We start from the raw sequence: 18,019 nt of genomic DNA, 5'->3' as shown, positions 1-18,019 counted from the left end.
GGCACTGGAGGGGGCATGCGGATCATCTTTTCACGCAAGGGGTTCGATAGCGCGTCGGGCGGCGGGCCTTCGCCGATCGTCGAGGGGCGTCCGTTCAGCCTGCCGATTCCCGCAGGAGCGGCGTCGCGCACCACATTTGGCGATCTCGGTCTCGGCGCTCACGCAGCCAAGGCCAGCAGAGGGCGGCTTGGAGCAGACGATCTGTGCCATCACGACCCGATGTTTCTCGGCAATGGCACCTGCCTGTTCGGCCAGTGCGGGGCGGCGCAAACCCACCTTTCCAATCGCGGTGTAGGATTGGGCGATGTCTTCCTGTTCTTCGGCCTGTTTCGCGAAGACGGGGGCGATCCGCATCATCGCATCTTCGGCTATCTCGAAGTCGGGGAGGTGATCGATCTGACGGGAGACGTTCCGGACCGACTGATCGAGCATGGACACCCGCATGTCCTCGCCATGCACGCTTCGAACGACACGATATATTCGGGGCCGGGCGAAGAGGCTCGGCGGGCCAGCGATGCCTTGCGCCTGACTGCTGCGGGCGCGCCGCCATCCGTGTGGGAGAGGCCGCCCTGGATGGCGCGCGGTGGGCTGAGCTATCATGACCGCGCCGACCGCTGGCTGCGGGGCGGGAGGTTGAAAAGCGTCGCCCGCGGACAGGAATTCGTAGCCGATGTCGGCCGGCGCAAGGCCCCGCGCGAATGGCTCGCGCGGGTACTCGATGAAATCAGAGCGTCCTGATGATCGCCGAGAAATCAAGGCCGGCGTTGTCCTTGGCGAACTGTTCGTAAAGCTCTTTCGCGTGGGCGCCCAATGGGGTGGAAGCATCGGCGGTCTGTGCGGCTTCCATCGCGAGACGCAGGTCCTTGAGCATCAGACCGGTAGCGAAGCCGCCTTTGTAATCCTTGTCCGCCGGGCTTTCCACGCCGACACCCGGCATCGGCGTATAGGCGTTGAGCGACCAGCAGTAGCCCGACGACTGGCTGGAAATCTCGTAGAATTTCTGCGGGTCGAGGCCCAGCTTCTCTGCCATCTTCATGGCTTCGGCAGTGCCGATCATGGAAATGGCGAGCAGCATGTTGTTGCAGATCTTGGCGGTCTGGCCAGCGCCTGCATCGCCAGCGTGGATGACGGCCTTGCCCATGGCCTGAAGCACCTCTTCGGCACGTCCAAAAGCCTTCTCGGTCCCGCCGACCATGAAGGTGAGCGTGCCGCCGTTGGCCGCCGCGATCCCGCCTGAAACCGGCGCGTCGACCATGTCATATCCGGCGGCCTCGGCCGCTGCGTTCACCTCCTTGGCGGTGGCAACGTCGATTGTCGAACAATCGAGCAGGACGGCCCCTTGCGGAGCCTTGCCGATCACGCTGCCTTCGTAGACCGGCTTCACGATCTCCCCATTCGGCAGCATCGTCACGACGCCGTCGACGCCTTGGACGGCCTCGCCCGGATCTGCGAAAGTTTCACAGCCGTTGGACTTGGCCGTTGCCAGCGCTTCTTCCGACAGGTCGAAGGCGTTCACTTCGTGCCCCGCCTTGACGAGGTTCGCGGCCATGCCGCCGCCCATGTTGCCGAGGCCGATGAAGGCGATTTTCATGTTCTCTCTCCGGGTATTCTTTTATTCCGAGGGGATCGGCTTAGCGACCCTTCCACTGGCCTTCGCGCTTTTCGACAAAGGCGGCCATGCCTTCGCTCTTGTCCTCGCTCGCGGCGAGGATCTGGAAGATGCGGCGTTCGACGATCAGGCCCTGATCGAGGCCGGTTTCGAAAGCGGCGTTGACCATTTCCTTGTTCGCGATCGCAGCCATCGGCGGCATCGAGGCGATCTGCTTCGCTGTCTTCATTGCTTCGTCGAGAAGCTGATCGTGCGGCACGACGCGGGCGACGAGATTGCTGCGCTCAGCTTCCTCGGCATCCATCATGCGTCCGGTCAGGCACATCTCCATGGCCTTGGACTTACCGACGGCCTTGGTGAGGCGTTGCGAGCCGCCCATGCCCGGCGCAACGCCGAGCTTGATTTCCGGCTGGCCGAACTTGGCGTTTTCCGATGCGATGATGAAATCGGCCATCATCGCAAGTTCGCATCCACCGCCCAGCGCGAAGCCGTTGACCGCGGCGATCCACGGCTTGCGGGTTTTCTTCACGATCTCGCTGGTCCAGGGTCCGAAAAAGTCCTCGAGATAGAAGTCCGCTGCTTCCTTCTCGCTCATTTCCTTGATGTCGGCGCCTGCCGCGAATGCCTTGTCACCCGATCCGGTCAGCACGGCGCATAGCTGGCTGCTGTCGGCCTGATAGGCGGCGAACGCATCGATCAGTTCTTCCAGGACCTTGCTGTTAAGCGCGTTCAGCGCCTTGGGGCGGTTCAGGGTGATCAGCGTCACGGCATCGCGCTGTTCGACCGTGATGGTTTCATAGCTCATAGGGGTCTCCATTCCTCGTCGGCGGGAAGCGGAGCGAAGATCTGGTCGAGCAGTTCTTCGCTCACGCCCTCGGGCGTCGCCGGGTCCCATTTGGGGTCGTTGGTCTTGTCCACGATCACTGCGCGCACGCCTTCCGAAAAATCCGGACGGGTCAGAACGCGGCTGGCGATGCGGTATTCCATGCGCATGTTGTCGGCAAAGCTGTCGAGCTGTTCGCTTTGCTGAAGCTGCCGCAGTGCGACCTTGCAGGTCTGCGGGCTCTTGGTGCGCAGCGTCGCGAGTTCTTTCGCCGCCCATTCGCTATCGTCCGCTTCCAGGCTTGCGAGGATGTCCTCGTAGCGGTCGGAAGCGAAATGCTTCTTGATGGCAGCTTCGTTGCTTTCGAGGCGCGCAGCCGGCGGGGTCTTGGCAAGCGCGCTCAAGACCTGCCCCGGTTCGTGACCGGCGGCGATGCGCGATTTGGCTTCGGCCAGATCGGCCGGGTCGAGATAATGCGTGGCAATTCCTGCCCACACACATTCCGCGCCATCGAGCCGCGCACCGGTAAGCGCAAGGAATTGTCCGAGCCGCCCGCCGAGGCGCGACAGGTGCCAGCCGCCACCGACATCAGGAAACAGGCCGATCCCTGTTTCCGGCATGGCGAAGCGCGTGTTCTCGGTCGCGACGCGATATTTGCACGGCATGGCGATGCCGACGCCGCCGCCCATGGTGATGCCGTCCATGAAGGCCACGATCGGCTTTTCATATTCGAACATCTGGTGGTTGAGCTGGTATTCGTCGTGAAAGAATTCACGGCCGCTTTTACCGCCGTCGTTGAGCGCCGAATTGCGCAGGAGATTGATGTCCCCGCCCGCGCAGAAGCCGCGCCCTTCGGCGTGGTCGAGAATGATGGCCTGCACGGCTTCGTCATCCGCCCAGTCAGTCAGCGCCGCGCTGATTGCATGGCACATGTCGAGCGTCAGTGCATGCAACGCCTTGGGGCGGTTGAGCGAAAGATGGCCGGCGTGGCCGTGGACATGAACGTTTACGTCTTCGGTCATTGTCTCAGCATCTCCCGCCCGACGATCATTCGCATGACCTGATTGGTGCCTTCGAGGATCGAATGAACGCGCAAATCGCGCCAGAAGCGTTCGATCGGATATTCCTTGAGATAGCCGTAGCCCCCGAAGAGTTGCAGCGCGTCATTGACCACCTTGCTGCCGCTGTCGGTTGCGAGCCGCTTGGCCATGGCGGAAAACTTGCTCTTGTCCGGCGCGTTGTCGGTGACCTTGGCCGCCGCGAGGTAAAGCAACGCGCGGGCAGCTTCCAGATCGGTAGCCATGTCGGCCAGCATGAACTGGGTATTCTGGAAATCCGCGATCGGCTGGCCGAACTGCTGCCGTTCCTTGGTGTATTTCACCGCTTCGTCGAGGCAACGCTGTGCGCCGCCCAGCGAACAGGCGCCGATGTTGAGGCGTCCCCCGTCTAGGCCCGCCATGGCGTAGCGAAAACCATCGCCTTCCGGCCCGACACGATTGGCGACCGGCACCCGCGCATCTTCGAAGATGAGCTGTGCGGTGGGTGAGGCATTCCAGCCGAGCTTCTTCTCCGGCTTGCCGAAGGAAACGCCGGGCGTGTCCTTGTCGATCACGAGGCAACTGATGCCCTTGGTCTTGTGTTCGCCAGTGCGGACCATGGTGACATAGACATCGTTGAAGCCGCTGCCCGAGATGAACTGCTTGGTTCCGTTCAGCACGTAGTGGTCGCCATCGAGCTTCGCAGTGGTCTTGAGACCCGCGGCATCCGATCCGCTGCCCGGTTCGGTCAGGGCATAACTGGCGACCTTGTTCATGGTGACGAGGTCGGGAAGGTACCGGCCCTTGAGTTCTTCTCCACCGAAGCGGTCGATCATCCAGGCGGCCATGTTGTGGATGGATATGAAGGAACTGGTCGCCGCGCAGCCATAGGCCATGGCTTCCATGATCAGCGCCGCTTCAAGCCGACCAAGGCCGATGCCGCCGGATTCCTCGCTGACGTAGATCGCGCCGAAGCCGAGTTCGGCGCTTTGCTTGATCACGTCGATAGGGAAGTGCGATTTCTCGTCCCATTCCCCGGCAAAGGGCGTGATGTTGTCGGCTGTGAAGCGCTGCGCCATTTCCTGGATCTGCAGCTGTTCTTCGGTGAGCTGGAATTGTCCTGCATTCGTCGTCATGGGGCGCGCTGTAGCGCCGCCGGACAGGCGAGGGAAGGGGGGCGTCCGGAGGAGGGCGGTGCCCGATCAGATTACCAAGGTCGTTGGAATGGATCGGGCACAGCCAGTGAGATCAGAATTGCCCGCGGGCTTTTTCGGCCTGTGCAGCGATAGATGCCATGGAAAACATGGAGATGCTGCTGAAGAGAAGCTCGAAGCCCAGGAAAAGTCCCAGAATGCTCATGGCGGAAGCTGGGAAATCCGCGAAGATCAGGACTGCAAGGAGGACAGAGATCACGCCCGAGATGAGCATCAGCCAGAACAGGCGGGTGCCGCGCAGAAGAAATGCGGAGAATATCCGCGCAATACCCGAGATGAGTATGATGCTGGCAACCAGTAGGGTAAGCGTCAGTACGCCGGCGAGCGGATTGGCGATCAGCGAAATGCCAAGGAGCAGTGCAGCAAGGCCGAAGATGGCCATGAACATCTTGTGGCGTCCCCTGTCGAGCTGGAACACGCCGACGAGGGCGAGAATGCCGAACATGATGAAGGACCAACCAGCGAAAAAGTTCACTGCGAGCGTCGCAGGTACAGGATTGAGAAGAGCGAAGAAGCCGCCGATCAGAGCGATTATTCCGCCGATTATCCACCAGACATGTGATTTCATTGTAATTGTATGCCCCCAATTATGCGTCGATCCAATCGAGCGATATCACAATGGCCGCGCCGGATCATGCGGAAATCATGATAAGGCAGTGCTTCGCCGGAAAGGGGGCGGGGCGGCGTAATGCGGCAGCCGTGTGCAGCAGGATTGGAGCCGAATGCCGCCCGGGCGCGCTTCAGCCGGGACAGCGTTTGTAAACGCGCGCTTCGTCCCGCCCTTCATTATCGGTAACCGTAAGCGTCCGGCTTTCCGGATCGACTGCGAATGTCAGATTCGCGCTGGTCGGCGTATCGGCATATGTCGTATCGAATATGGCGCGGACCATGCCTGCGCTGCGTTGCTTCACTTCGGTGAACTTGCCGCCATTCTCGAAGACGCTGAAACGGGTTTCGTCGATTTCCAGTACTTTGCCGATATTATCGCCTGTCGCCCCTTCGCATTGCGCTGTGGTGGGCGCGGGGCCATCGGTCAGACGCCATTTGCCACGCAGGGCGACAGGGAAGGTCCTGTCATTCGAGACGGGTGCTGTATCGCCCATCGCGTCAGGAGCGGCAGGGTTCGCCGCAGGTCCGTGCGGATCAGGTTCGATAGTTCCGGCCGGGGTGGGGTCAACGGTCGCATCCGCGGATGTTTCATTGGTATCGCCCGACGGGGAACAGGCGACGAGGCCCGCTAAAGCAATCGGGGCAAGATACAGCAGCGGCTTCATAAACAATCTCCGGGAAATGCCTTGGCGTTTGCGATCAACCGTTTGTGCTGTCCCACGTTCCAATCAGGTCGATGGGCACAATCAGCGCGACGGTGGCATGCCCAGCAAAGCTTCCGCTTCCATCTCGACCTTCCATTCCGGACGGCAGAGCCACGCGATGCCCGCCATGGTCGCTGCCGGACGCGCTTCGCCGAAAAAGCGGGCATGGACCGCGCCCACAGCATCCTGATCGGCTGGATCGGTCAGCAGCATGCGGGTGCGTACGACATCATCGGCGCTGCCGCCCAGTTCTTCGATGGCGCGCAGGATGAGGACGCAACAGCGTTCGGCCTGAGCGGCTGCATCGCCGGGCGTGGACGAGCCATCGTCTTCGACCGGTCCCGTACCGGCCACGATTATCCGATTGCCTTCCCGCACCGCCCGAGCGAAGCCGAATTGCGCTTCGTAGGGCGATCCGGTGAAGGCGTGTCTGCGTGTCACCCGCAGGTGATTTCGGTGATTTTCATCTCGTCGTCATAGCGGACATTCACGCGGTCTTCTCGGTAATCCATCGTCCATGCCGAATTGGGCGGGCCCCAGCGCAGCGACCGGGCACCGCTTTCCTTCTGGATGGTGGCGCCGATTGCTGCCGAAACCGTGCTGCCAACATGCGACTGCGCAGCGTCAGCGTTGCAGGCCCCGGCCATGGGCGGCGGTTGATCTGCCGGGGTATCGGGCGCCGGGGTGGTGGCGCAGGCGGCAAGCGGAACGGCCATGAGGCCCAGGGTGAGAATGCGCATGATGGGGGCTCCTATTCGCACTTCGTGAGGGGGGTGGGTTCGAACTGTTCTTCGGGATCGACAGCGGACGGGGTTAGCGTCTGGCCGTTATCGGAAAGGGTGAACATGCGCGCCATCTGCCATTGTTCGCCTTCGCCCTCCATCGCCAGCGAGACGACGATCTTTTCGGGACTGTCGACCTCGATACGGGTTACGTCGCCGTGCGATTCGTAAAACTGGAACGTGGTGGGCAGGATTTCCATCCGGGTGAGCGAAGCGGGGGCGCAATCGCCGCTACCAGCATCCCACACACCCAGAAACGCAGCGGGGACGGTATCCGCCGTGACGGGTTCGAGCGGACCGGCCCCGTCGCCGATGCCGCCATCGGGTTCGACCGTCATCGTGGCATCGGGATCGGGCGGGGTGTCGGAATTGTCCGAACAGGCGGCGGCCAGCAGGACCATGGGCAGGGCGAAGGAGAAAGCTTTGCGTGTCATCATCAGTCCCCAACGCTCCTGCCAAAGGTCTTATCCCATCGTGGGGATGACGAAGGCGTTGGAACCATCGCCGCCGCCATCTGGCCAGCGCTGCGTGACCTTCTTGGCCTTGGTCCAGAACTTGAGGCCTTCCATGCCGTACTGGTCGGTGTCGCCGAAGCCAGAGCGCTTCCAGCCGCCGAAGCTGTGATAGCTGACGGGGACGGGGATCGGCACGTTGATGCCGACCATGCCGACATTCACCCTATGGGCGAATTCGCGTGCAGCATGGCCATTGCGGGTGAAAATGGCGACGCCGTTGCCGTACTGATGCTCGCTCGGCAGGCGAACGGCATCCTCGAAATCCCGGGCGCGCACAATCTGCAGCACGGGGCCGAAGATTTCTTCCTGGTAGCTTTCCATGTCGGTGGTTACGCGGTCGAGCAGGGTCGGGCCGACGAAGAAGCCATCTTCATGCCCCTGCAGGCTGAAGCCGCGACCGTCGATCACAACTTCGGCGCCTTCCTTTTCCGCCGTGTCGATCCATTGTTCGATCCGCGCCCTGTGTTCGGGCGTAACGACGGGACCGTAATGGGCGTCCTTGTCGGTGCTGACACCAACGCGCAGGGCATTGATCGCGGGGATGAGCTTTTCGCGCAACCTGTCCGCTGTATCCTCGCCCACCGGGACGACCACGGGCAGCGCCATGCAACGCTCGCCCGCCGAACCGAAGGCTGCCCCGGCCAGATCGTTGACCACCTGATCGAGGTCGGCATCCGGCATGACGATGCCGTGGTTCTTTGCGCCGCCCATGGCCTGCACGCGCTTGCCCGCAGCAACGCCGCGCTTGTAGACATAGTGGGCGATGTCGCTCGACCCGACGAAACTGACGGCGGCGATATCCTCATGATCGAGGATGGCATCGACCATTTCCTTGTCGCCGTGGACGACCTGCAGCAATCCTTCGGGCGCGCCGGCTTCGACGAAGAGTTCGGCGAGGCGAACGGGCACGCCGGGATCGCGTTCGGACGGCTTGAGGATGAAGGCGTTGCCCGCCGCGATCGCCATGCCGAACATCCACATCGGGATCATCGCCGGGAAATTGAACGGAGTGATGCCCGCGCCGATACCCAGCGGCTGGCGCATCGAATAAACGTCGATGCCGGGCCCAGCGCCCTGCGTGTATTCGCCCTTGAGCGCCTGCGGAATGCCGCACGCATATTCGATGACTTCAAGCCCGCGCTGCACATCGCCATGCGCATCGTCCACAACCTTGCCGTGTTCGCTGGCGAGCAGCTCGGCAAGTTGCTGCTTGTTCTCTTCGACAAGCCGCTTGAATTCGAACATGATGCGGGCGCGCTTCTGCGGATTGGTCGCGGCCCATTCGGGCTGGACCTTCTTGGCAGCCGCAACCGCCTGATCAAGCAGGGAAGCATCGCCCAGCGCAACTTCGGCCTGAACCTCGCCCGTCGACGGGTTCCAGATCTTGTGCTTGCGGGTGGCAGCCGGGCTGTTGCCGGCAATGAAATGGTCAACCTGACGCATAGGAAAAATCCTCTCTTTCGTTGGCAACGGCCAATACGCACGAGAGGTCCGAAATCAACCGGTATCGGCTGAAACCTTCAGGAACTGCGGTCTACCCGACCCCTGCCATCATCTGCGCGCACAGGATCGCGCCATATGTTCCCAATGCATAGCCAAGCACGGCGAGCAGCACGCCGACTGGGGCGAGGGCGGGGTGAAATGCAGCGGCTATGACTGGTGCAGACGCGGCCCCGCCGACATTCGCCTTGCTGCCTACCGCGACGAAGAAGAACGGCGCCTTTATGATCTTGGCGACAACCAGCAGCAGGATGACGTGGAACAGCATCCAGATGAAGCCGATCGCCATGAAGGCAGGAGCATCCGCGATCTTCGTAACATCCATCCGCGTGCCGATTACTGCAACGAGCAGGAAAATGAACAGCACACCGAATTTGCTCGCCCCGATACCCTCCAGTTCGCGGGCGCGGGTAAAGCTGGCGGCAAGGCCGAGAGTGGTCGAAATGACCACAACCCAGAAGAATTCGCTGGCCAGCGTCGCCTCTTCGCCCTGCAATTGGGCGAAGAAATTCCCGAGCCAGCCGCCAAGCACATGCGAGAGGCCGACAACCGCAAAGGTAATGCCGAATAGCAGGACGTAGTCGTTTGCCTTGGCGACGCGTTCGATACTTTGCGTGTAGTCGGCCATCGTATCGCGCAGCTTGGCGATCGAAGAACTGTCCGCGCCCAGCCAGCGGTCGACACGCTCATGCGCGCCAGCGCCATACAGCAGGAAGACCATCCAGATTTCGGCGACGATGATGTCGACAGCCAGTAGCGCAGCGAAACCTTCGAGAGGATAACCATAGACTTCGAGCATCGCGGTCTGGTTCGCTCCGCCGCCGATCCAGCTTCCTGCGAGCGTGGCAAGGCCCCGCCATGCTGCCGTGTCGCCGGAACCGATAATCGATGGTTCGAACTGCGCAACGATCCACAGCGCCAGTGGGCCACCCAGGATGATGCCGACGGTGGCGGTAAGGAACATAATGATGGCCTTATTGCCAAGGCCCAGAATGCCCTTGATGTCGATGCTGAGCGTCATCAGGAACAGCGCGGCGGGCAGGAAATAGTCCTTCGCCACGGGCCACAGATTGCTCTGCGACACGTCGATCAGGCCGAAGGTCGTCATCAGGCTGGGTACTAGGTAGCAGATCAGGATGATCGGCACGAAGACGTAGAATCGCTGCCAGCCGGGCCTGTCGCGCGTGGCGAACACGAACGCGAGGACGAGAGCCAGCAGGCCAAGGATTATCCTGTCATCGCTGATCATGATCGTGCGGCCCCTTATCCTGCCTGAATGTCATTCGGCCGCGAATGTGCCGGTTTCGAAGAAATGCGCGATTTTCTTTTGCTGCGGCATGATGTCCAGACCACGCGCAGCGAGCCATGCGCTGTCGAAGATCGTATCGGAATAGCGCGCGCCATCATCGCAAAGGATGGACACGATCGATCCCTTCCAGCCGCGTTCGGCCATCTCCGCCGCGATCTTCGCGCACGCCCAGACGTTCGTTCCGGTGGATCCGCCGCAGCGGCGACCCAGGCGCTGGCTGACTTCGTGCGCCGCCGCGATCGAGCAGACGTCCGGCACGGCTTCCATGCGGTCGATCACGTCGGGGAGAAAGCTGGGCTCGACCCGCTGCCTGCCGATGCCTTCTATACAGCCCGCTGAATGTTCCACGCGCTCGATCGAGCGATCCTGCCAGTGGCGGTGAAACACGGATCCTTCCGGATCGGCCACGCATACGCGCGTGTCGAAACGATTGTATCGTGCAAAGCGCCCGATGGTGGCAGACGTCCCGCCCGTGCCTGCACCGCACACGATCCAGCGCGGTACGGGATGCGGTTCGCGCTCCATCTGGGCGAAGATCGATTCGGCAATGTTGTTGTTGCTGCGCCAGTCTGTGGCGCGTTCGGCAAAAGTGAACTGGTCGATGTAATGGCCGCCCAGCTCATCGGCGAGCGACTGCGCTGCATCGTATATTTCGCATGGCCGATCGACAAAGTGGCATTCCCCTCCGTAGAAGGCGATGGCATCAAGCTTCGCCTGCGCTGTCGAGCGTGGAACGACGGCGATAAAACGCAGTCCGAGCATCCTGGCGAAATAGGCTTCCGAAACGGCTGTGGATCCGCTGGACGCCTCGACAATAGCGGTGCGTTCGCAAATCCATCCGTTGCACAGACCATACAGAAATAGTGATCGGGCAAGGCGATGCTTCAGGCTGCCGGTCGGATGACTGGATTCGTCTTTCAGGTAGATGGCGATATTCGGCAGGGCCGGTACGGGCAAAGGTATAAGATGGGTATCGGCCGACCGATGGAAATCGGCTTCGATCCGGCCGATGGCCCAGTTCACCCATTCACGATTGGTCGACATTGGGGCCTTGTATAGCCCTCCTCCCGGGAGGGAACCCTCGCTGGACACGTTTTCCGCGGTTGGTCGGAGATCGCGCGAGCGGAAGGTCAGCGTCGGATGATAGACGCGCTGCAAAGGATAAAACGGAGCCGGCCGGCGTAAGGCGGTCAGGCGGTGCGCGCGATACGCCACACGGCAGAATGGGACAGACGTTCGATCCGACAGATATCGCCTGCTTCGTCGCGCAGCCTCGCCCACCGACCAGGGGCGATCGTCATGGCCCGATCCAGCGCGCCGTTGGGCGTAAGAGCAGAAAACGAGATCGTCTGGGCGACGCCGTCGTCATCCACATATTCGAGATTATAGTCGTGCATATAAGCCCCCTCCGATCGGGGAGTCCGCCAATTGGTCGGTTTAGAGCCTGCGACTCCGTCCAGTGATGGTGAACGACAGCCTACTTACCAGATGGTGACTTCATTCCCTAATTGAGTTTCGTCGGATTCGCTGGTGCAACACGTAGGGGCAGCCAAGCCATATTGACTGATCGAGCCCTGTCGTGGCAGGCGCCTCGTCGCGTTGCATGGCCGATACGGCGTGAAGTCCGACATGGTTCGCGGGTGTAGCTCAATGGTAGAGCAGCAGCTTCCCAAGCTGACAGCAACCGCAGAATTCTGCGCTTTTCGCTGTAAACTTGTTCGAAGACAGCCCGTTTCTTTTCAACGAGTTCCGAAATCGCTGTAAACCGTTGGCGCGCCTTCCCGAGACCAGAACTCGGTCGTCAGACTTGGTAATCGAACATGCTCGTCGCAATGACGACACGAACGTCGGGAAGGACCAGCACACGGTCTGCTCTGCAATTAAGTATCGGTCACACATGTTCGAAAGCGGTGGATGAAAAGCCGCTGCGGGAGGCAGGTATGGTTAGATTTGTCGAGCGGTGATATTGTGAGCTATGACCGAACTCGGGACTTATCTGAAAAGCGCATTCGAGACATTTGAGACGGTGTCCGCGCTCATCGTCCTTTTCGCCTCCTTATACGCGGTCTGGCTCTGGCTGCGCGGGCTGCTTCCCGTGTTGCTTCGGCTCGGCAACGGATTAGCGAAACGAAGAATTGCCATCTTCGCGAAGGGTGACGTCGTTGACAGCCTCGAAGGTCTTTTCGCCGACAGCAAGATTTTTGACTGTAAGAACATCATTCGCATCTCGCATATCGGCGATCTCGGTCGCGCCGAGCCGGCAAGCGTTTTTCTGGTTTACTGGCCCGATTGGTCGGGCGATCTCGACCAGATACTTGCACAAAAACGTGACGCAACAGCGCTCATTGTATACGCGCCGCAGGGTTCTGGTTTTCTGCCGCCGGACGCAATCTCACTACTGGAGAGAGAGCGTAATGTAACCCTTGCGAACCTCCGCGGTCGGTTACTGAATGACGTGGTTGTGAGCCTTATTACGAGTGGATATGAGAAAGGATAGGTTCAACGCGCTGTTCCGTGCGCATGTTCGGGACCATCTCTCGCCAACGCCCGGCGAGCGCGATTTTGTGTCGGACGTGTATGAAGCCGTTCAGGACGTGCTCGGGGCCCGAAAATCACTTCAGATCGGCTCGTATCCTCGTTTCACTGCGATTACGCCGCTGCACGACCTTGACGTGCTTTACATTCTCGGCGCCTGGGATCCAGCCCAGCACGATCCGAATGAGGCGCTCGCCGATCTCGAACAGGCTCTGCGCACCACTTTCAAGAATCCCTCGCGCTATTCCGTCACGTTCGCGCGTCAGACCCATTCCGTGACATTATCGTTTGTCGAGGCCGAACGGGTCGTGTTTGGCGTAGATATCGTCCCTGCGTATACAAACGGCCGAAATGAATTCGGCGGCGATTGCTACGTCGTTCCCGAGGTCGTGCTGCGTCCGCACCGCGAACGGGCGCAGCTCCGAGAAAACGTGTCGAGAGGCACGAGAGATATGAGGTGGATTCAATCCGATCCGCGCGGATACATCACCGCCGCCTCAAATCTGAACACGCAGAACGGCGATTTCCGCAAGGCAGTCAAGTTTGCAAAAGGCTGGCGACATTCCTGTAAGGAAGCCGACGACAACTTTCCGCTTAAGTCCTTCCATGTCGAGCAGGCCATCACCCAGTGGGTGCTACAAAATCCAACTTCCACGTTGTTCGACATGGTATTTGAATTCTTCGTCAGACTGCCAGATTTTTTGCGCTACCCACAGTTGCCGGACCGGGCAGACCCAAGTTCGAACATCGACGCATATGTTGCGGAGCTCGATGAACGCGCCGTGCGCAACGTTATCGAGGCACGCGATGGCTTCCTAGTGGCGCTCGAAGACTTCGAAGAGGGCGACGACGTTGCCGCCCTTCTCGCCTGTGACCACCGCAAGCGCGTTGGGAGCGCGGAAAGTTTCCTATTTGACCAACGCATCCCGATGCTGACCGAGCACGACTTTAGCATCGTCGGCGAGGTCCCCCAGGCGTCCGGCTTCCGTGGCTTCGTCCTAGACGCGCTTGGGTTGATCCCCGTCGATCGCAAGATCCATTTCCGGCTCGGCCGCGACGCGCCGGCTGCGGACCTCTACAAATGGAAGGTCCGTAATGACGATGGAGCGCCGCAACCGCGCGGCGAGATCACCGACCACCGCACCCTCCGCGATCCCGAACACACTAAATACCGAGGTTCGCATCTGGTGGAGTGTTTTGCGATCCTTGATGAAGTCTGTATTGGGCGAGGCCGTCAGAATGTGGTGCTGGGCTCGCTACGGTCCAATTAGCTCTTGGTCACAGCGAAAGTCGCTAGTTGATTGTTTCCCGACAAAACAGCCGTTTCGCGACCAACCCAAAACCGCTTAATCGCACGACGGTCGCAGAAGACCGGTTTCCTGCGCCTTCATAGACATTGCTACACTCGGCGATCGGCGACACGCCAATCGTCCCGGTGGATGGGCGGCCCTTCCTAGCCCCGCCTCATAGGCAGCATCAGGGTCGAGCAGACTGTCAGGGTCTAGGACCTCTCGCATTTGTAGTGTAGCGACTACGTCGTCGGCACCATCGTGTCTTTGAGCGCTCGATAGACGCTCGCTCGCGCAATACCGAGTTTTGACGCTATATCGGTCGCCCCGAGCCCCTGATCGCGTAGAAAGCGCACCTGATCGACGTCCACCGTGCGCTTGCGACCCTTGTAGACACCAGCCGCCTTGGCGCGCTCGATGCCTTCGCGCTGGCGTTCTTTACGAATGTCAGTCTCGAATTCGGCGACCGCCCCCAAGATACCAAGGATGAGCTTCCCCATGCTTGTGGTAGTATCGACCGCCCCTTGTTGCACGCACCGGAACCCGACCTGCTTTGCGGACAGCTGTGCAATGATGTCGTGCAAATCGCGACCAGAGCGAGCGAGGTGGTCAAGGCGCGTGACGACTAGCGTGTCACCATCGCGAACCCAGTCGAGGCATTCGGCGAGCGCTTCGCGGTCGTTGCGCGTCGTCCCGGTGACTTTCTCTGAAAAGACCTTTTCACACCCCGCGTCGGCGAGCTGCTCAAGCTGTAGGTCGAGGTTCTGCGAACTGCTGCTGACGCGCGCGTATCCGACGATGCTCATGTGATGGTTCTCGCTGTCTCAATGGGGTCTAGAGTCAGCGCAGCATAGCGTCTCACAATCGGGATCGAACTCGTATGAGACATTCCGTGGACGCCGTGAGACGCCTCGGATGGGTATACTCAAGAACGACAGCGAGACGAGCGCAAACACCGATGGGTGCGGAAAGAGGCAGACCCGCTGCAAGCGGTCTTACTCTTGCCCGTTGTCCTTCCGTAGCTCCTCGTAGAGCTGCCCCGGCCCCAAAAGCACAGCCCGTAATCCCTCGCGAACCTTCGCCGAATTAAGCGCCTGCGAACTCATGCTCTCGTGCGCGGCCATGGCATCGATGATCGCGTCGAGAATGGCGCTCGAAAGGGTCGGTGAGCTCGCGAACTGGGTCTTGCTGTTGTTCCACGCTTGCGATCGCAGCTCTTCAGACTCCAGCAGCTTCCCCTTGATCACGTTGTTCACATAAATGAGCTGATCGTCATCGGTCAGGTCACCGTCGAACAGGTCATTTACCTTGGCGATGATCTCCGCGAGCAGCGCCTTTTCCGTCTCCTGCACCGCTCCAGAGCCAACCCCGGTGATTGGTGGAAGCGCGGGACGATCATCACCGACCTGTAGCGTGCGCGCACCCTCGTCCTTAAGGTTGTGATGCGTAAGCCGAACTCCCGACAGGTCCACGCCATCTCGCTCACGGCCGAACTGCAATAGCGGGGTAAGGCGCTTGTAGAACATGTAGCGCTTCTCGATCTCCGTGCTGCCGTAGTCAAAGATCTGGGACAGGAAGGCATAGATGCGCGTGAAGGCGGCCATGTCTCCGCGCGTTTGGAGCAGAACGTCCATCTCTTCCTTGGCCTCGTTCGCGGCAGTCTTGTCCTTTGCGTCGATAGCCGCCTTGTATTGATCCTTGGCCTCACTGAACTGCGTCAGCATGCGCTGCGCGATGGGTTCGATCGCGGCGACTAGCTGCCCCTGTGTCGCATTGGGATCAAGTTCGACTGCTACCAGCCGGTCGATCTCGAACTGGTCGTAGTGACCCGAAGCATCGAGCTTCTGGCGCAGATCGAAGATAAGGTTCGGGTCGGTCTCGGCCTCGATCTCTGCTGTCTCGTAATACTGCCTGAAGGCCGCCAGCACTTCCTCGGAACTGTTCACGAAATCGAGGATGTATGTGGTGTCCTTACCGGGGTGCGAGCGATTCAGACGCGATAGCGTTTGCACCGCCTGAATGCCCGCCAGCCGACGATCGATATACATGCCGCACAGAAGCGGTTGATCGAATCCGGTTTGGAACTTGTTCGCGACGAGTAGCAGCTTGAATTCTTCGTCGTTGAAAGCATCGCGAATGCCGCGGCCACGCAGACCGGGGTTCAGCTTCGCGCTAGTTTCTGTGAAGCCCTCTCCCTTTCTCTCTGGTTCGTTCACCTCTCCAGAAAAAGCCACGAGGGTGCGCATGCGATAGCCTTGCGACTTGATGTAGGCTTCGATCGCTAATTGCCATCTGACGGCTTCCAAACGGCTTCCAAGCACAACCATCGCCTTCGCCTTGCCGCCTAACAATGGCGCGACGTTCTCGCGGAAGTGCTCGACCACGATCTGCACCTTCTGCGAGATGTTATACGGATGCAGCCGAACCCAGCGCATGATGCCTTTCGTGGCCGCGCTCTTCTCGACTTCCATCTCATCCCATTCCTGCCCGCCGCTGGCGAGTTTGAAGGCCAGCTTGTAAGGTGTGTAGTTCTTCAGGACGTCGAGGATGAAGCCTTCCTCGATCGCCTGCCGCATTGAGTAGATGTGGAACGGCCCCGGTTTGTTGTCTTCGCCCGCCGGTGCGTCAGGGTTCGGCCTGCGCCCAAACAGCTCCATCGTCTTCGTCTTTGGCGTCGCAGTGAACGCAACGTAGGTCACCCCATCCTCGGCAGCACGCGCGGCCATTTGCGCGGCGAGAACGTCTTCCGCGCTTATCTCGCCGCCATCGCCTAGCTCCTCGATTTCTTCGGGTGACAGCACCGCCTTGAGCTTTGCGGCAGTTTCGCCGGCCTGGCTGCTGTGCGCTTCGTCGGCAATCACAGCGAACTTCTTGCCTTCGGTCGCAGCGCGTTCACGCACAGCCTCCAATGCAAAGGGGAATGTCTGCATGGTGCAAACGATGATCTTCTTTCCCGCATCGAGTGCATCAGCCAGCGCAGCGCTCTTGCTACCACCGTCGCTCGTGATGGTAGCAACGACACCTTTGGTGCGCTCGAACTCGAACAGCGCTTCTTGAAGCTGTGCGTCGATCACGTTGCGGTCAGAGACCACGATCACGCTCGAAAACACTTTTTGATCGTTCTCATCGTGCAGGTCAGCAAGGAAGTGCGCTGACCAGGCGATCGAGTTGGTCTTGCCCGATCCGGCGCTGTGCTGGATCAGGAAACGCCCACCGGCACCTTCGATGCGCACCTGCTCGCGCAGCTTTCTTGTCGCGTCGAGCTGGTGATAGCGCGGGAAGATCACGGTGGTGATCTGCTTCTTCTTGTCGCGCTTCGCGATCATGTAACGACCGATCAGTTCGAGCCAGCTCTCGCGCTGCCAGACTTCTTCCCACAGATAGGCTGTCGGGTGGCCGGGACCATCGGCGACGTTCCCTGCGCCGCCCTTGTTGCCCCGGTTGAACGGCAGGAAGCGCGTCTTTCCGCCTTCGAGCTTGGTGGTCATCATCACTTCACGGTTGGAAACGGCGAAGTGAACGAGCGCGCCGCGAGCGAAAGTCAGCAGTGGCTCGTTCTTTGGCTTTCGATCAATCCGGTATTGGTCGATCGCATCGCCGATGCTCTGCGTGAAGTCAGTCTTCAGCTCGGTGGTGGCGACAGGGATTCCATTGAGGAATAGGCCGATGTCGATGCAGTTTTCATTCGAGCGCGAGTATCGCAGCTGGCGCACGACCCGCAGCTTGTTCGCCTCGTAGCGAGCCACGATGTCGGGGTTCATGCCCGACGCGGGAGCGAACTGCGCTAGGCTCACCAGGCCACGCACTCCGATCAGTTCGAGGCCATGGCGCAGGACATCCAGCGTGCCACGGTCGTCGAGCTGTTTGCGCAGGCGGTCACCAAGGACATTGAGCGCCGCTGCAGCGTGTGCCTTCTCTAGCGCTTCCCAGACCTTCGGCTGCGTCTCCCGCAACCAGTCGCGAAGATCTTCGGGGAAGAGTGCCCGCTCGCGGTCATAGCGTGCCGCAGCCCCTTCCTCGTAAATCCATCCAGCCGCGCCAAGGTGGTCGCAGATTTCGTCTTCGAAGCTGATTTCCTTGTGGAGACTCACGT

Annotated in this window: 18 protein-coding genes; 3 read left to right on the top strand and 15 right to left on the bottom strand. The window is 60.4% G+C overall.

Translation table 11 applies throughout. The annotated features are described in order from the left end of the window. The first annotated feature begins 15 nt into the window (after positions 1-15). Positions 16-738, top strand: coding sequence for an Nmad3 family putative nucleotide modification protein (locus K3177_RS09485; RefSeq protein ID WP_221598039.1), 723 nt, complete (start codon positions 16-18; stop codon positions 736-738). Here the strand turns inward: K3177_RS09485 and mmsB are convergent. From mmsB to K3177_RS09420, 13 genes are all read right to left on the bottom strand, one after another. Continuing rightward, positions 725-1,591, bottom strand: coding sequence for a 3-hydroxyisobutyrate dehydrogenase (mmsB, locus tag K3177_RS09480; RefSeq protein WP_221598038.1), 867 nt, complete (start codon positions 1,589-1,591; stop codon positions 725-727). The genes K3177_RS09485 and mmsB overlap by 14 nt on opposite strands. 40 nt (positions 1,592-1,631) lie before the next feature. Further along, a complete protein-coding gene (locus K3177_RS09475; protein WP_221598037.1) occupies positions 1,632-2,414 on the bottom strand; it encodes an enoyl-CoA hydratase-related protein in 783 nt (260 codons plus the stop codon). Next, a complete protein-coding gene (locus tag K3177_RS09470; RefSeq protein WP_221598036.1) occupies positions 2,411-3,454 on the bottom strand; it encodes an enoyl-CoA hydratase/isomerase family protein in 1,044 nt (347 codons plus the stop codon). Before K3177_RS09470 ends, K3177_RS09475 begins: the two co-directional genes overlap by 4 nt. Then, positions 3,451-4,605 (bottom strand): acyl-CoA dehydrogenase family protein, encoded by a 1,155-nt coding sequence (locus K3177_RS09465; protein ID WP_221598035.1) that lies wholly within the window; start codon positions 4,603-4,605, stop codon positions 3,451-3,453. The genes K3177_RS09470 and K3177_RS09465 overlap by 4 nt, the downstream gene beginning before the upstream one ends. 112 nt (positions 4,606-4,717) lie before the next feature. Then, positions 4,718-5,251, bottom strand: a complete 534-nt coding sequence (locus tag K3177_RS09460) for an HdeD family acid-resistance protein (RefSeq protein WP_221598034.1) — start codon at positions 5,249-5,251, stop codon at positions 4,718-4,720. A 172-nt stretch (positions 5,252-5,423) separates the two neighbouring features. Continuing rightward, a complete protein-coding gene (locus tag K3177_RS09455; RefSeq protein WP_221598033.1) occupies positions 5,424-5,957 on the bottom strand; it encodes a hypothetical protein in 534 nt (177 codons plus the stop codon). 81 nt (positions 5,958-6,038) lie between these two features. Further along, a complete protein-coding gene (locus K3177_RS09450) occupies positions 6,039-6,437 on the bottom strand; it encodes a RidA family protein (RefSeq protein WP_196846857.1) in 399 nt (132 codons plus the stop codon). Further along, positions 6,434-6,736, bottom strand: a complete 303-nt coding sequence (locus tag K3177_RS09445; protein WP_103022385.1) for an I78 family peptidase inhibitor — start codon at positions 6,734-6,736, stop codon at positions 6,434-6,436. Before K3177_RS09445 ends, K3177_RS09450 begins: the two co-directional genes overlap by 4 nt. Positions 6,737-6,747: 11 nt before the next feature. Beyond that, on the bottom strand, positions 6,748-7,215 hold the full coding sequence (locus K3177_RS09440; protein WP_221598032.1) for a hypothetical protein: 468 nt from the start codon (positions 7,213-7,215) through the stop codon (positions 6,748-6,750). A 27-nt stretch (positions 7,216-7,242) separates the two neighbouring features. After that, on the bottom strand, positions 7,243-8,736 hold the full coding sequence (locus tag K3177_RS09435; RefSeq protein WP_221598031.1) for a CoA-acylating methylmalonate-semialdehyde dehydrogenase: 1,494 nt from the start codon (positions 8,734-8,736) through the stop codon (positions 7,243-7,245). A gap of 91 nt (positions 8,737-8,827) precedes the next feature. Further along, a complete protein-coding gene (locus K3177_RS09430) occupies positions 8,828-10,042 on the bottom strand; it encodes a DUF819 family protein (RefSeq protein WP_221598030.1) in 1,215 nt (404 codons plus the stop codon). A gap of 30 nt (positions 10,043-10,072) precedes the next feature. Next, complete coding sequence (locus tag K3177_RS09425) at positions 10,073-11,146, bottom strand: PLP-dependent cysteine synthase family protein (protein ID WP_221598029.1); 1,074 nt, start codon at positions 11,144-11,146, stop codon at positions 10,073-10,075. 146 nt (positions 11,147-11,292) lie between these two features. Next, positions 11,293-11,499 (bottom strand): hypothetical protein, encoded by a 207-nt coding sequence (locus K3177_RS09420; RefSeq protein WP_221598028.1) that lies wholly within the window; start codon positions 11,497-11,499, stop codon positions 11,293-11,295. A 578-nt stretch (positions 11,500-12,077) separates the two neighbouring features. On the opposite strand from K3177_RS09420, the gene K3177_RS09415 reads away from it, so the two are divergent. After that, positions 12,078-12,599, top strand: a complete 522-nt coding sequence (locus K3177_RS09415; protein ID WP_221598027.1) for a hypothetical protein — start codon at positions 12,078-12,080, stop codon at positions 12,597-12,599. Then, complete coding sequence (locus K3177_RS09410) at positions 12,586-13,908, top strand: nucleotidyltransferase (protein WP_221598026.1); 1,323 nt, start codon at positions 12,586-12,588, stop codon at positions 13,906-13,908. The genes K3177_RS09415 and K3177_RS09410 overlap by 14 nt, the downstream gene beginning before the upstream one ends. Positions 13,909-14,168: 260 nt before the next feature. Here K3177_RS09410 and K3177_RS09405 read toward each other — a convergent pair whose 3' ends face one another. Together K3177_RS09405 and K3177_RS09400 are read right to left on the bottom strand one after the other, a co-directional pair. Then, positions 14,169-14,732, bottom strand: a complete 564-nt coding sequence (locus K3177_RS09405; protein ID WP_221598025.1) for a recombinase family protein — start codon at positions 14,730-14,732, stop codon at positions 14,169-14,171. A 189-nt stretch (positions 14,733-14,921) separates the two neighbouring features. Further along, positions 14,922-18,017: a type I restriction endonuclease subunit R gene (locus tag K3177_RS09400; RefSeq protein ID WP_221598024.1), complete on the bottom strand. Its 3,096-nt coding sequence runs from the start codon at positions 18,015-18,017 to the stop codon at positions 14,922-14,924. Positions 18,018-18,019: the final 2 nt, after the last annotated feature.

The sequence above is a fragment of the Qipengyuania pacifica genome, from assembly GCF_019711555.1.
Lineage (GTDB): Bacteria > Pseudomonadota > Alphaproteobacteria > Sphingomonadales > Sphingomonadaceae > Qipengyuania > Qipengyuania pacifica.
Note: the sequence above shows the minus strand (reverse complement) of the source record. Positions and strands in the feature narration are given on the sequence as shown.